The organism is Candidatus Electronema sp. TJ (assembly GCF_048287355.1).
GTDB lineage: Bacteria > Desulfobacterota > Desulfobulbia > Desulfobulbales > Desulfobulbaceae > Electronema.
This window is the reverse complement of record NZ_JBLWEP010000041.1, coordinates 1-14,110: the sequence shown is the minus strand read 5'-3', so window position 1 is coordinate 14,110 and position 14,110 is coordinate 1. Positions and strand designations below refer to the sequence as shown.

10 protein-coding genes are annotated in these 14,110 nt (G+C 59.0%); 8 read left to right on the top strand and 2 right to left on the bottom strand.

The annotated features are described in order from the left end of the window. A partial coding sequence (locus ACNKID_RS04940) for a PAS domain S-box protein (RefSeq protein ID WP_417912320.1) occupies nt 1–2,985 on the top strand: 2,985 nt, incomplete at its 5' end. Nucleotides 2,986–2,993: 8 nt separating this feature from the next. Continuing rightward, a complete protein-coding gene (locus ACNKID_RS04935) occupies nt 2,994–5,285 on the top strand; it encodes a response regulator (RefSeq protein ID WP_417912319.1) in 2,292 nt (763 codons plus the stop codon). 3 nt (nt 5,286–5,288) lie between these two features. Here the strand turns inward: ACNKID_RS04935 and ACNKID_RS04930 are convergent, their stop codons facing one another. After that, nucleotides 5,289–6,272, bottom strand: coding sequence for a LysR substrate-binding domain-containing protein (locus ACNKID_RS04930; RefSeq protein ID WP_417912318.1), 984 nt, complete (start codon nt 6,270–6,272; stop codon nt 5,289–5,291). 410 nt (nt 6,273–6,682) lie between these two features. Here ACNKID_RS04930 and ACNKID_RS04925 point away from each other — a divergent pair, with 410 nt between their 5' ends. The 5 genes from ACNKID_RS04925 to ACNKID_RS04905 all read left to right on the top strand — a co-directional run bounded on the left by ACNKID_RS04925 (nt 6,683) and on the right by ACNKID_RS04905 (nt 12,473). After that, complete coding sequence (locus tag ACNKID_RS04925; RefSeq protein WP_417912317.1) at nt 6,683–7,597, top strand: sulfite exporter TauE/SafE family protein; 915 nt, start codon at nt 6,683–6,685, stop codon at nt 7,595–7,597. 63 nt (nt 7,598–7,660) lie between these two features. After that, nucleotides 7,661–8,203, top strand: a complete 543-nt coding sequence (locus ACNKID_RS04920) for an FmdE family protein (RefSeq protein WP_417912316.1) — start codon at nt 7,661–7,663, stop codon at nt 8,201–8,203. Between the two features lie 751 nt (nt 8,204–8,954). Then, nucleotides 8,955–10,517 carry an ABC transporter substrate-binding protein gene (locus tag ACNKID_RS04915; RefSeq protein WP_417912315.1) on the top strand — a complete coding sequence of 521 codons (1,563 nt, stop codon included), beginning with the start codon at nt 8,955–8,957 and terminating at the stop codon, nt 10,515–10,517. Beyond that, complete coding sequence (locus tag ACNKID_RS04910) at nt 10,517–11,503, top strand: ABC transporter permease (protein WP_417912314.1); 987 nt, start codon at nt 10,517–10,519, stop codon at nt 11,501–11,503. The genes ACNKID_RS04915 and ACNKID_RS04910 overlap by 1 nt, the downstream gene beginning before the upstream one ends. A 181-nt stretch (nt 11,504–11,684) precedes the next feature. Next, nucleotides 11,685–12,473: an META domain-containing protein gene (locus tag ACNKID_RS04905; RefSeq protein WP_417912313.1), complete on the top strand. Its 789-nt coding sequence runs from the start codon at nt 11,685–11,687 to the stop codon at nt 12,471–12,473. A 234-nt stretch (nt 12,474–12,707) separates the two neighbouring features. On the opposite strand, the gene ACNKID_RS04900 is transcribed toward ACNKID_RS04905, so the two are convergent. After that, nucleotides 12,708–13,580, bottom strand: a complete 873-nt coding sequence (locus ACNKID_RS04900) for a carbohydrate-binding protein (protein ID WP_417912312.1) — start codon at nt 13,578–13,580, stop codon at nt 12,708–12,710. Nucleotides 13,581–13,791: 211 nt separating this feature from the next. Between ACNKID_RS04900 and ACNKID_RS04895 the strand changes: the two genes are divergently transcribed. Continuing rightward, on the top strand, nt 13,792–13,917 hold the full coding sequence (locus ACNKID_RS04895; RefSeq protein WP_417912323.1) for a transposase-like zinc-binding domain-containing protein: 126 nt from the start codon (nt 13,792–13,794) through the stop codon (nt 13,915–13,917). The last annotated feature ends 193 nt before the right edge of the window (nt 13,918–14,110 follow it).

The window sequence follows — 14,110 nt, the reverse complement described above, 5'->3', positions numbered from 1 at the left end:
GCGGGCATGCAGGCTATTGAAAGCGAGGACTGGCAGCCGCTGGAGGAGAAGTGCAAAACCGCTGATTTCTCCGCCTTGGCCAGAACCTTCAACCTGATGGCCGGGCTGATCCGCCAGCATGACCGGCAGGTGCGGCTGCTTTCATCAGCGGTTGAGCAGAGTCCTTCCGCCATTCTGATCACTGACACCAAGGGACGAATCGGTTATGTCAACATAGCGACAGAGCGGCTCACCGGCTATGCGGCGGACGAGTTGATCGGACAAAAAACCAGCGTGTTTCAGTCCGGGCAAACTGCGCCGGAACTGTATCAGAGCCTTTGGCAGACCATTCTGGCAGGCGGGGTCTGGAAAGGCGAGCTGCTCAACCGGAACAAGAAGGGCCAGCTGCGCTGGGAGGCGGTGGTCATCGCGCCTGTGTTTTCCATTGGCAGAGAGATCAGTCATTTTGTCGCCACCAAGGAAGACATCACCGAGCGCAAGCAGACCAGCGAGCTGCTCCGCCGCTATGAGCAGATCATCTCCGCCGCCGATGACCTGATGGCCTTTGTCGACCGCAATCTGGTGTATCAAGCGGTGAACAACGCCTACGTCAAGGCCTTCCGCAAGCCGCGACAGAAGATCATCGGCAGCACAGTGGCTGAGCTGCATGGCCCGGATTATGAGCGGCAGAACATGCAGGAGAAGCTGGAACGCTGCTTGGCCGGGGAGGAGATCCACTACAAAGGCTGGTTTGATTTTCCGCCGGCAGGACGGCGGCATTTGAATGTCTCCTGCTATCCTTTCGCCTCGGACAGCGGCGAAATCAGCGGGATAGTCCTCGTCGCCCACGATGTCACCGCCCTCAAGCTCCAGGAGGAGCTGCTGCGGGAAAGCGAGCAGCGCTACCGGCAGACTTTTGAGACCAACACAGCGGTGAAGCTGATCATCGACCCGGCAACCGGGCGGATTGAGGAGGCCAACGAGGCCGCCTGCCGCTACTACGGCTACAGTCTCGCTGAGCTGCTCTCCATGCGGATCACGGACATCAACCAGCTGTCTGCCGAGGAGGTGCGGGCGGCCATGACGCTGGCGGCGGAAAAGAAGCAACGCTGTTTCCTGTTCCGTCACCGGCTGGCTTCGGGTGAGCTGCGCGACGTGGAGATCTATTCCGGCCCTCTGCAAAACGGAGAGCGGACATTGCTCTATTCAATCATTCATGATATAACTGATCGAAGGAGGGCGGAAGAGGCGTTGCGCGAAAGCAACGAGCGGCTGGAGCTGGCAGTCAAAGGCGCGAATCTCGGCACATGGGACTGGAATGTCGAAAGCGGCGAAATTGTCTGCAATGAACGCTGGGGGGAGATTCTCGGCTTTCGGCCGGACGAGCTGCCGTCTCATGTTTCGGCATGGGAAAACGCCCTGCTGGAGCCGGAGAAGGACGAGACCATGCGGAAGCTGACCGCGCATCTGGAGGGCCGTGCGCCGCTGTTCATGGCCGAGCACCGGCTCCGGCGCAGAACCGGCCAGCCGGTTTGGGTCTTGGGCGCGGGACGGGTCTTTCTGCGTGACGGGCAGGGCAAAGCACTGCGGGCGGCGGGCATCCTTTTTGACATCAACACCAGCAAGCTGGCTGAAGAGCAGCTGCGCACCGCCAAAGAGCTGGCCGAGGCGGCCAATCACGCCAAGTCAGTTTTCCTAGCCAACATGAGCCATGAGCTGCGCACTCCGCTCAACGCCGTGCTGGGCTACACCCAGATATTGTTGGCAGACACAGGCTTGAACGAGCGGCAGCTCAACAGCCTCCGCACCATTCACAAGTCGGGCGAGCAGCTGCTGATGCTGATCAACGACATTCTCGACCTCTCCCGCATCGAGGCAGGGCGGATGGAGCTGGTGATGCGGGAGTTCCGCCTGCCGTCCTTCCTCAGCGGCATTGTCGAGATCAGCCGCAGCCGGGCGCAGCTCAAACAGCTTGAGCTGATCTATGAGCCGGATTCCTCCCTGCCTGAGGTGATTGAAGCGGACGAGCTGCGCCTGCGCCAAGTTTTGCTCAATCTGCTTTCCAATGCGGTCAAATTCACCCGCCACGGCCGCTGTGTCCTGCATGTCCATGCCGAGCCGGGCCAAAACAGGGACAGGACGGTGCTGCATGTGAGCGTCGAGGACACAGGTCCAGGCATCGCCTTGGAGTTACAGCAGAAGATTTTCGAGCCGTTCCGCCAGAACGCGGGACGGCTCCAGCACTCTGAAGGTTCCGGGCTGGGCTTGGCTGTCAGCCGCACTTTGGTGCGCCTGATGGGCGGCGAGCTGCAAGTGCTCAGCCCGCTCAAAGAAAACCCTCTGCGGGGCGAAGGGCCGGGCAGCCGTTTCTTCTTCAGCGTTGAGGTTAAGGCCTTGTATGGCACAGAAGCTGATCTACCCGTTGAGATATGCCGCCGACAGAGAATCCTGATTGTGGATGATAAGATTGGCCATCGGGCCGTGCTGCGCGACATTCTGGAGGCAGCAGGCTTCCAGATTCATGAGCTGGCCGATCGCAGCCAGATCGTTGAAGCCTGCGGTCAGTTCCAGCCCGACGCGGTTCTGGTGGATTTCTACCTGCCGGAAATGGACGGGGCAGAGCTGAAGGACATTCCAGTGATAGCGGTTGTCTCTGCCGAGGATGCGGCGGAGGTGCAAAAGACAGAGAGCTTCACCGCCTGCGTTGTTCGGCCCTTTTCCGCTGCTGATCTGCTGGCGGTGCTGGCCTCTCAGCTCGCCATTCCCGTGACATGGCCGGATGGAGAGGCTGTCCCGGATGTGCCTGTTTGCGCTTGGCCGCCGCCGGAAGTTTTAGATGAGCTGTCCGCGCTGGCCAGCACCGGCGACATCGCCGGTCTGCGCCGCAAAGCTGCCGCACTGGCTGAGGCCGAAAGCGGGCGATGCAGGCCGTTTGCCGCCAAAATTGAGGAGCTGGCCGAAAATTTTCAGCTAAATCAGATCATCAGTCTGACCGAGCGCACATGAGCGACCACATGAAAGATATCATCCTGATTGTGGATGACCAACCCGCCAGCCTGAAAGTCCTGCTTTCCCTGCTGGAGGATCAGGATTTTGAACTCCGCATCTTCCAGAGCGGCGCACAGGCTTTAGCCGGACTCGCCCATTTCACCCCGGATGTCATTCTGCTGGACGTGCTGATGCCTGAGATGAACGGCTTCGAGACCTGCCGCCGGATCAAGGCGAGGCCGGAACTCGCCGACATTCCGGTCATCTTCATGACAGCCCTCGCCAGCGTCGAGGACAAGATCGAAGGATTTGCCGTCGGCGGAGTGGACTACATCACCAAGCCCTTCCAGCAGGCCGAAGTTTTAGCCAGAATCAGCACCCAGCTCAAGTTGCGGCGGAAAACCCTCAAGCTGAAGGCGGCCCAAGAGACGTTGCGCCACCAGAAGATCATGCTGGAGGCACTGCTCGACTCCATCCCGGATCTTATTTATTTTAAAGACACGGCAAATCGCTACTTGGGCTGCAACCAAGCTTTCGAGATTTTTTTTGGCAAAAAGGTTCAGGATATCTTGGGGCAGGCCGATGAGGCCGTGCTGCCTGCGGCTGCGGCAGAGTCTTTCCGCAGCCGGGATCAGGCTCTGCTGGCCGCCTGCGCATCGGAACGCAGCGAGGAAGAACTGAGCGGCATAGACGGCGCGGCAGCACTGTACGATATTCTGAAAAGCCCGTACATCGGCCCGGACGGCAGCCCGCTTGGCCTGATCGGCATCTGCCGGAACATCACTGAGCTGAAGCAGGCCGAACGCCGGGCTGAGGAAGAGCGGGAGCGTCTGAGTGTCACCCTGCATTCCATCGGTGACGGCGTGATCGCCACTGACGTTGTCGGTAACGTGGTTTATTGCAATCAGGTGGCAGAGCGGCTGACCGGCTGGAACAGCATCGAGGCCGCAGGCAGGCCCTCAGCCGAAGTCTTCCGGCTGACCACTGAGGAAGGGGACGGCCAGCATTGTCCCAGTCCGGCAGGGCAGGGCTTGGACAAGTGCTCCGTCTTGATCCGTAAAGATGGCCGCCGCCTGAGCGTCGCTGACAGCTGCGCACCAATCCGCGACCGAGAAGGCCGGATCATCGGCACAGTGATTGTTTTCCGCGATGTGACTGGCGAGCGGAAAATGATCGAGGAGATGATCAAGGTCAAAAAGCTCGAGTCTGTCGGCCTGTTGGCTGCCGGGATCGCCCACGACTTCAACAACATCCTCACCGCTATCCTTGGCAACATCGAGCTGGCCTCTTTCCGTCTGAGAACAGAGGACAGCGAGACCGCCAGCCTGCTCGCGGACGCAGACAAGGCGGCCAGACGGGCGGCCAAACTGACCCGCCAGCTGCTGATCTTTGCCAAGGGCGGCGAGCCGGTGCGGGAAGCCACCGCTTTGGCCGAGCTGGTGCGCGAGTCGGCGGATTTCATTCTCCACGGCTCGCCGGTGTTCTGCGATTACGATTTCCCTGACGATCTCTGGCTGATCGAGGCGGACAGCGGCCAAATCAGCCAAGTGGTGCAGAACATCATCCTCAACGCCAAACAGGCCATGTCTGCGGGCGGCAGGATTCATATCCGCTGCGCCAATGTCGAAGGAGAGAAGGAAGATGCCCTGCCGCCGGGGCTGCGCCAAGGTCGCTTTGTCCGTATCAACATCCAAGATTCCGGCGGCGGCATCCCTCCGGAGATCATGGAGAAAATCTTTGACCCCTACTTCACCACCAAGCCGGACGGCAACGGTCTTGGGCTGGCGATCTGCCATGTTGTGGTCAAGAAGCACGAAGGCTGGATAGCGGCGCAGTCCGAGCCGGGCTGCGGCACGGTGTTTTCTGTCTACCTGCCCGCAGCGCGGACAGGCAGCCCGGCGGCGGCGCAGGTTCCCCGGCACGAGACAGAAACGGCCAAAAAGTCCCCCCTGCTGATCATGGTGATGGACGATGACGAGATGCTGCGCAATCTGGCCAAGATCCAGCTGCTTTCCTTGGGCCATGAGGCAGTGTTGGCGGCGGACGGCATGGAGGCAGTCTGCCTTTGCCGGAAGCTGCGCGAAGACGGCAGACCGGTTGATCTGGTGATCATGGATCTGACCATCCCCGGCGGCATGGGCGGCAAGGAGGCAGCCATCCTGCTGCTGGCGGAGGATCCCAAAGCCCGGCTGATCGTGGCCAGCGGCTATTCCAACGACCCGGTGCTGGCCGACTACCGCAGTTACGGCTTCCGGGCCGCTGTGGCCAAGCCCTTCAGCCGCAAGGAGCTGAGCCGAGCCATCGCCGCCGCCCTCTGAGCTTCAGGAGCGGTCTCCTGCTGCCGCCCCTGCCGCCTGCCGGAGCAGCTCGTCCAGCCGCTGCGGGGAGGACAAATATTCCCGGCTCAGACCCCATTCAGCCATCATTCCGCAGAAGCTGAGAAACTCGTCCATCAGGCGGGTGTTTTGCTTGTCTTGGTGCTGGATGATCGATATCTGCCGCCGGGTGCTGATCCCCTCGATGGCCAAGCTCTTCAGCCAGCCGTGTTCTGTCTCGCGGCAGATGGTCAGCTCGGAGAGGCAGGATGCGCCCACGCCCGCCTCGACCGCCTTTTTAATCGCCTCAGTGTGGCCCATGCGGGTGACGACATTGAGCAGGGCGGCGTGATTGCCCAGCCGGTTTTTAAAAATCTCCGCAGTGCCGGAGCCTTCCTCGCGCAGCACCCAGACTGTCTTCTCCAAGTCTTCAGGCACGCGGAAGACATCTTGCTCCGCCAAGGGATGCGATGGACTGACAATCACCCTCATCTCGTCAACAAACCACGGAATCCGCCGCACGGCCTCTTCCGTCACCTCCCCCTCGACAAAGCCCATATCCATCACGCCCTGAGCCACCAGCCGTTCAGCTTGACGGGTATTGGCCACCAGCATGTTAATCCGCGCATCCGGGTGCATCCGCATGAACAGGCCAACCGGATAGGGCAGAACGTAATTGCCGATGGACGAGCTGGCGATGATCTCCAGCGAGCCGACAACCGAGCTTTTCTGCTCCGTCAGCAGCGCCTCGATATTTTTGATCTGAAAAACAACCTTCTTTGCCAAAGGCAGCAGGTAGCGGCCACGGTCGTTGAGGAGGAGGCTGCGGCCATGCCGGTCAAAAAGCGGGCCGCCGAGCTGGTTTTCCAATTCGGCCAAGGCCATGCTGACCGCTGACTGGGTTAGGAACAGCATTTTGCTGGCCTTGGTCACTTGGGTGGTTTCCGCCACAGCGATGAAAATTTCAAACTGCCTGAGGGTGATGGCCATGCCAGCTCCTTCTGCCTGTCAAAGGCGGAGATATTCTGCGCCGCTTGCGCCTGCTTCTCGTGTCCCGTCTGCTATGTAGTTGGAACGCACCTTTTTTGTCAAGATAAAAAACAGACCGGCTTGTTTTCTGCCCGGCATGTTGCTCTTGAAGACAGCATGAGGTTTTATTGGTTATGAATTTGAAGAATAGGCTGCCAGCTCCAGCGGTCTGTCTCCCGCACCAAAAAAAGCCGCTTTATCCCCCCGTCCTTGACACCTCACCTGCCAAGGGAAGCAGCGGTCTTGCCCGGCTCGCAGGTTGTTCACCCTGTAAAAATGAGGCGAAAAAACTATTGCGCAGGCAGGCGGCAATATGTTTTAAGTCATGAAACGATTCTGTCCCATTTTGAACAAAAAAAAGGAGACCCTTCATGACCAGCTTGTTCGCCCTGTATTCCACTGCCATTTTCCTTGGCGCACTGCACGCTTTTGAACCCGGCCACGGCAAGACCCTGATTGCGGCCTACATGGTCGGCACCAGAGGCCGGGCTTGGGACGGGGTTATGCTCGGTGCCATTGTCACTGTCACCCACACCTTCAGCGTCATCCTGCTCGGCCTTGCGGCGGCGATGCTCTCCAAACGCTATTCAGACGAGACGCTGCACAACTGGCTGGGCCTGGCCTCTGCCGCCATGATTCTGATTGTCGGCATCTGGATGCTGCGGCAGCGGCTCTCCGGCGCAGGCCACGGCCATTTCCATCTCTTCGGCGGCCATCACCATCATCACCCGCATGACCGCCACAGCCACGAGCATCCGCATCCGCACACCCATCCCCATGCGCATGACAACGACCACGGGCACAGCCATGAGCATCCCCATGCTGCCGATCATGCGCACGAGCATCTGCATCCCCACGCCCATCCTCATGAGCATGGAGATGGAGGCTGCCACGAGCATCCGCATCATGACCATGAGCATGGGCGCAGCTGCAGCCATCATCAGCCTGCCGCCGCTGCTGCGGCCAAGCCGACCAGCAAGCTGGAGCTGCTTCTGCTCGGCATGTCCGGCGGCATCATTCCCTGCCCGGCAGCCATCGCCACCTTGCTGATCGCCATCGGCGCAGGCAAGATCGGCCAAGGGCTGACCGTCACCCTCTTCTTCAGCCTTGGGCTGGGGCTGGTGATGATCACCATCGGCGTGCTGCTCTCGCAGAGCCGCCGCCTGACCGGCAAGATCAACGAGAATCTCAACCTCGCCAGGAAAATGGGCATTGCCAGCGCGGTGATGATCACTGCCGTCGGCATCTACACCATGTTCAATTCCGTCAGAAACATCTGGTTCTGAAAATCATCCAAGGCAGACAGGCAGCGCAGGTCTGCCCTTACTTTTTTTCACAAAGGAGAAGCAATGTCAGCAGCACAGCAAAGCAGCGACTGGGAGCAGTGCATAGCCTTTCATGGCCATGAGTGTCCGGGCTTAGCCATCGGCTACCGGATCGCCAAAGCGGCGCAGCAGCGGCTGGGCGTGAAGTTCTCCGCAGATGAGGACATCGTCTGCGTGACGGAGAACGATGCCTGCGGCTTGGACGCGGTGCAGCAGCTCACCGGCTGCACCTTGGGCAAGGGCAATCTGATCTGCCGTGACCGGGGCAAGCACGCTTTCAGCTTTTTTGTCCGCTCGCAAGGGAGAAAGCTCCGGGTGGTGATGAAAAAGAAGTTTGACCGGGACAAGATCGACCGCGAGCTGCTCAAGAAAGAAATCCTCAGCCTGCCGGACGAGGAGCTGTTCGCCTTCAGCGAGCCGGATTACAGCCTGCCCGACCGCGCCTGCGTCTTCAAGAACGTGACCTGCGAGCAGTGCGGCGAGACCTGTTCCGAGCGCAACATCCGCCTGCACGAGGGCAAGCAGTTCTGCATGGACTGCGCGCCAGACTATTCGCGCGGCTGGTGAGCGCAGCGCGGCAGGTTTTCGCTTCATGGCCGCCGAATGACAAAGAGGCGGCCTTTTTTTTAAAACTGGAACTCTTGCATAAGGGTAAGCTGAGCTGTGCATGCGCGCAGGGGCAAAAAATCTTTTGCCCCATTCTCGTTAGAAACAGTGCGGGAAATTCCTCCCTGCGGCTGAAAGGGACAGCTCAGGGTCATGTTTATGACGCTCCGACGCTGTCCCGCTCCGCTCATCGCCAAAGATAAAAAACGGCGGGCCGAAAATGCCCCGCAGCAGGCTGAAGACGCGCCGTTCCACGCTTGAAACAAGGCAGATGAAGCGTGAGTTGAGACATATGAAGCTTCATATGAGGCGGATGAAGCGTGACATGAGGCATCCGAAGCGTAATATGAGACGGATGAAGCGTGAGTTGAGGCGTATGAAGCTTCATATGAGGCAAATGAAGCGTGAGACAGGGCATCCGAAGCGTAATATGAGGCAGATGAAGCGTGAGACAGGGCGAATGAAGCGTGGAACACGGCATCCCGGGCAGGAAATCCGGCATTTCAAGCGGAGCTAGAAATCCTATGATCCTGAGGAGATTTCTCCCTTCAGCCGGAATGACAGCGCATGGTCATTGCATGATGCTCCGTCTCTGTTTTTGAAAAATGGGCTGTCCGGGAAAGAAACTGAGCAGCCCTTGCAACGAAACAGGCCCTGCCGCAAAGAAGAGCAGGGCGCATGAATTGTAAAAAACACCACAAGGCGGCGGAAAATGAGGCGAACATTGCGGGCGGCGGCCCTGCTGGCAGCATGTCTTTTCTGGATCAATCCTGCTCCGGCGGCGCAGGTCAAAGAAATCCGCATCGCGGACAGCGGCGGCGGCGACTGGGGGTATCCCACGCCGTACCGGCATTATCCGCGCGGGCCGGGCTTCGTTCGCATGAGCATGGTCTTTGACAGCCTGATCTGGCGGGACGAGAAAGGGCTGACTCCAGCCTTGGCCGCAGCGTGGGAATACAAGCCGGAGAGTACGAGCTGGGTCTTCACCCTGCGCGAGGGCGTGAAGTGGCATGACGGCAAGCCCTTCACGGCGGCGGACGTGGTTTTCACCGTCAAGTATATGCAGCAGCATCCCTACAGCTGGATCCGCTTGGACAAGATCGAGTCCTGCGAAGCCACTGGGCCGCAGCAGGTGACGTTCAAGCTGAAAGAGCCATACGCGCCCTTCCTCTCCTTCATGGAGACCATGCCCATTCTGCCGGAGCATGTTTGGAGCAAGGTCGAGGATCCGAAGAAATACGAGGCCGCAGACAGCTTCACCGGCACCGGGCCGTACAAGTTCGTCAACTTTGACAAGGTCAAAGGCAGCTACCTCTTCGAGGCCTTTGCCGCTTATTATCAGGGCCGTCCCAAGGCAGACCGCCTGATCTATGTCCGGGCCGAGGATCCGCTCTTCGCCCTGATGACAGACAAGGCCGATCTGGTCGGGATTGAGCCGAACATGGCTGAGACCCTGCGGCAGAAGGGCATGATCATCATTGAAGACAAGCGCGGCTGGAACAAGAAACTGATGATCAACCTGCGCAAGGAGCCGTTCAGCAGCAAGGACTTCCGCCACGCTCTTGCCCACGCTGTCAACCGGCAGGAGCTGATCGACAAGGGCCATCAGGGCTTCGGCACGCCCGGTTCCTGCGGCCTGCTCTCGCCGGATCATGAGTTCTACAACCCGCAGACCCCGGATTATGAATACAGCCCGGAAAAGGCCGGACAGCTGCTCGCCCAGCTCGGTTATCAAAAAGACGCGGACGGCTTCTTCAGCAAGGACGGCAAGAAGTTGACAGTCAGCCTGCTCAATTCGGCCATGGGCGGGCCTGACCGCGACGGAGAGATCATCCGCCAGCAATTGGAGAAAGCGGGGATCAAGGTGGACTTGCAGAATCAGGAGAAGACCACGGCGGACAGCCGGATCATGAACTGGGATTTCGACTTGGCCATTTCCGGCCACGGCGGCCTGCTTGGCGATCCGATTCTGCTCAACCGCCTGATCAGCGACGAGCAGTCCACAGGCTCGATCAACTCGGCCCGTGCGCAAGTCAGCCCGGAGCTGAAGCAGCTCTTTGCTGCCCAAGTGGTCGAGATGGACAAGGAGAAGCGGCGGCAATTGGTCTGGGAGATTCAGCGCATTGCGGCGGACGAGCTGCCTGCGCTGCCGCTGTACTATCCCCGCTCTATGTCCGCCTACAACCCAGCCAAGGGAGTGCAGTGGCAGTACACTCCGGGCGGCGTGGGCAATGGCGTGCCGACCGCGCAGAACAAGCTCTTCCTCATCCGCTGATGCTGCGCCGCGCTGGCCGCCAAGGGCGTTCAAGGGCCGACCTGCTGCTCACCAGCGGCATCTCGGCCCTGCTGATGATCTATCTCAGCTATGCTCTGCCCGCGCTGCTGCCCGGCGACTTCGTCACCGCGATGCACGCCAGCTCGGAGGATGTCGTTCTCAGCGCGGAGCAGCTGGCGGAGCTGCAAACCTATTACAGCCGCAACGCTGGCTTCGGCCAGTACTTGCTCCGTTTGGCCCGCTTGGACTGGGGCTATTCCCACGCCTTCATGGCCCCGGTCTCGGAGCTGTTCTTCAACGCCCTGCCGTGGACACTGTTCCTTTTGATCACCGCTAATGTCATCGCCGCCAGCACCGGCTTCATCGCCGGAGTCGAGGCCGCCTCACGCCGCAACAGCAGACTGGAGAAAGGCTTGGTCGCCTTCAGCACCGTGCTCGACGGCGTTCCAGAAATCTGCACCGGCGTGCTGCTGCTGGCGGTCTTCTCGCTCCAGCTGGGCTGGTTTCCTTCCTCCGGCGCGGAAACCGCCTACGCCGAGCTGCCTCTGCACCGTTGGCTCATAGACGTGGCCCATCATTCGGCTCTGCCGCTGCTCTCGCTGCTCATAGCCTATTTTCCCGGCAACTTCCTCCTCACCCGCACGAGCATGGTGATGGTCATTCGGCAGCCGCACATCCGCACCGCCCAGGCCAAAGGGTTGTCAGCGGCCCGCATCCGCTACGTCCACGCCGCCCGCTGCTGCCTGCTGCCTTTGGTCACGCGCTTCGGAATGCGGCTGGCCTTTATGATCACCGGCGCACTGGTGGTCGAGCGCATCCATTCCTATCCCGGCGTTGGCACCCTGCTTTTCAACGCCATCCGCCTGCGCGACCTGCCGCTGATTCAAAGCGTGGCACTCTGCTCCTCGCTGCTCGTTCTGGCAGTGATGATCAGCTTGGAGTTTGTCTATGCTTGGCTTGATCCGAGGGTGAAGGACAGCCGCTGAACTTTCCCTGTTGACAGAACCAGCAGCCTGCTCTACGCTGACTGAAAGGGCTGCCTGACACCGCCATGAGTGTCTGTGAACTTGCCTTGCGGTCAGAATGAGAAGAATGAACATGCTTTCATAAGCCGAACTGCGCTTCCGCTGGCAGATACGGCAAACCAACCACCAATGGGAGCTGAACATGGCATCGCAGAACAGATGGAAGCAGGCATTGACAGGATGCGCCGCGTTGATTCTCGCTGTTTGCGCTGGAGGCGGAGACCAGGCAGCTTGGGCGGCATCTTTGGACGGCACCAGCTGGCTGCTGAAAACGCTCAACGGCAGACCGCCAGTCTCCGATCGCAAGATCACGATGAATATTGAAGGAGGCCGTGTCTTCGGCAGATCAGGCTGCAACAGCTATTCTGTTGGCTACAGAGGAGCTGTCGACGGAAGAGCTGGAAGATTCGACATCGGCGGCGAACTGATACAGTCAGCAGTGGAATGCAGGCCGGAAGAGATCATGGCTCTGGAGAGAAGCTTCATGGCGGTGCTGGGGAGCGCGGACAGCTACCGCATCGCCGGGAACAAACTGAGGCTGAAGACCGCCGCCGGGGTGTCAACAGCGGTATTCATCCGGCAGCGGCACGAGCTGACAGGAACGTGGAGAGTGATCGATGTGGAAGGAGCAAGTCTCTTGGAAGGCACGTCGCTCAGTGTTTCTTTCGGTGCTGACAGGAGAATTTCCGGCTCAGCAGGCTGCAACCGCTATTTCGGCAGCTACACAGCATCTGCCGAAAGAAAAACCCTCAGCATCAGTCCGCTTTCCAGCACGAAAAGGCTTTGCCGCAGGCCGGACGGCATCATGATGCAGGAGCAGCGTTTCCGTTCCGCCTTGCGCTCCGCTGTCCGCTGGGACACTGAGGATGACAGGCTGATCTTGAGGAACGCCGCTGGTTCCGCCGCAGTCAGCCTGAGCAAGGCCCGTTGACGAACAAGGTGCCGCGCAGCGGTCAAGCCGTATCAGGCAATGACAACAGCTCAAAGCTGCGGCCTTGCTTTCGGCGGCGAACAGGCTGCAAGTGCAAATGCAGCAAACCGCATGGTCGCCTTTGACCTATGCGGTTTCAAACACAATGCCAAACGGCACGTTTTCCATGCGTCAAGCGGCTGGGTTCAGCTGCGCAGGCAAGTTGGGCAATGAGTTCCACCCTCGCTGCGCCGCTTAACGTGCTGCCGCAGCAGGCACCTGCACGCAGTAGAGATGATGCGATTCTGTGCAGTAGGTGCCGTATGAGTTGAACCAGCCATAATCGCTTCTCGTTGCGTCGCCGTTCGATCCCCCAGTCCAAGCTATGGCAGCAGTCCAGCCGGAGCAGTTTGTCGCTGGATCAGGCTGCGAGATCATTTTGCCGCTGTCATGAACATAGCCTGTCCAGACCCTGGTGTCGCCGCCGACAACCGCTCCATTGGCAGTGCGGTTGATCGCTGCGCTGTGATTGACTGACAGAAACTCTGCCGTGCTGTCGGCAACTACAGTGTCATCCGGCAGACGATATGCCACGTCCGGCACATTCCTGCTGATCCACTCGACAGTGCTGCCTGGTTCAACCCCGTTGCTCAGAAAGGCCATGTACTTGCCGCCAAGACCGGCCACCTCAGCCTCGCTCTGGCAGAGCGCGTCGCCTCCTGGCAGGCCGCCTATGCTCCCTGTGACAACAGCGGCAGTCACAAAGACCCGCCGGGCGGTCAGATCAGAGGTGCACAGAGGCACACCTGAAGTGAATCCTACGACACTCTCTCCGTTTGGGCAGCGCATGTCAGCAACCGGTGTTCCTGCTGCTCCCTTGGCAGCCATAAGACTCCAGTATGCCGCTGCCGGCGGGACATTGCCAGCTGATGAGGTGTGCGCCTGCAAGCAGAGGTAGCTGCTCCCCTGATGCTGCACCCCGTCGCCTTGCTTGTAGTCCACATCCTCGCCCCATGGGCCTGCCCAATGTATCGCCACCTTCTTGGCAACAGGAACAACTAGCAATTCGGCCTGCACGTCAGCCTCCGCCATGATCAACAGCACTGCGCAACATGTTTCCCTCCACATATCAAGCCTCCATCAATTTACAGTTACATGCTTTTACTGCTGGAAAACATGAATTGTCCAACTTGAAGAAATATTTTTTGCATCTACGTATGTCAAAAGGAGAAAGCATTTCTCCTTCTTGCTTCATTAAAGCACTTCGCATTAGAAATGTCAACAGACAGGCTAAAACAATACTGTCAAATCTTGTTAATATTTCTGTGAGTATATCTAAATCAGATGTCGGCGCTGCGGTGCCGACGATCTTGTGAGGAACGGGCGGAGTGAAAACGGAACACAGCGTTGCCGCTGCAATCAATGCGGAAGAAGTTTTCAGAATGAATACAGCTGTAACGCATGAAAACCCGGAGTGAAGGAACAAACTGAGACCCGGACTCTGAACAGCAGCGGTGTCAGAGGCATAGAAAACAATCTCGGCATTTCAAAGAACACTGTGACTTCCGAGCTGAAAAAAATCTTGCCGAAGTGAAGAAAAACAATCTATTCGTTCAAAGAACGAAAAAGTCCGCGACAATGTGATCGGGATGTATATC

What these genes read in the sequence shown, in the direction of transcription:
- ACNKID_RS04915 (WP_417912315.1), top strand. Translation starts at nt 8,955, where the DNA reads ATGAGGCGAACATTGCGGGCGGCGGCCCTGCTGGCAGCATGTCTTTTC.
- ACNKID_RS04910 (WP_417912314.1), top strand. Translation starts at nt 10,517, where the DNA reads ATGCTGCGCCGCGCTGGCCGCCAAGGGCGTTCAAGGGCCGACCTGCTG.
- ACNKID_RS04935 (WP_417912319.1), top strand. Translation starts at nt 2,994, where the DNA reads ATGAAAGATATCATCCTGATTGTGGATGACCAACCCGCCAGCCTGAAA.
- ACNKID_RS04925 (WP_417912317.1), top strand. Translation starts at nt 6,683, where the DNA reads ATGACCAGCTTGTTCGCCCTGTATTCCACTGCCATTTTCCTTGGCGCA.
- ACNKID_RS04920 (WP_417912316.1), top strand. Translation starts at nt 7,661, where the DNA reads ATGTCAGCAGCACAGCAAAGCAGCGACTGGGAGCAGTGCATAGCCTTT.
- ACNKID_RS04905 (WP_417912313.1), top strand. Translation starts at nt 11,685, where the DNA reads ATGGCATCGCAGAACAGATGGAAGCAGGCATTGACAGGATGCGCCGCG.
- ACNKID_RS04900 (WP_417912312.1), bottom strand. Translation starts at nt 13,580, where the DNA reads ATGTGGAGGGAAACATGTTGCGCAGTGCTGTTGATCATGGCGGAGGCT.
- ACNKID_RS04930 (WP_417912318.1), bottom strand. Translation starts at nt 6,272, where the DNA reads ATGGCCATCACCCTCAGGCAGTTTGAAATTTTCATCGCTGTGGCGGAA.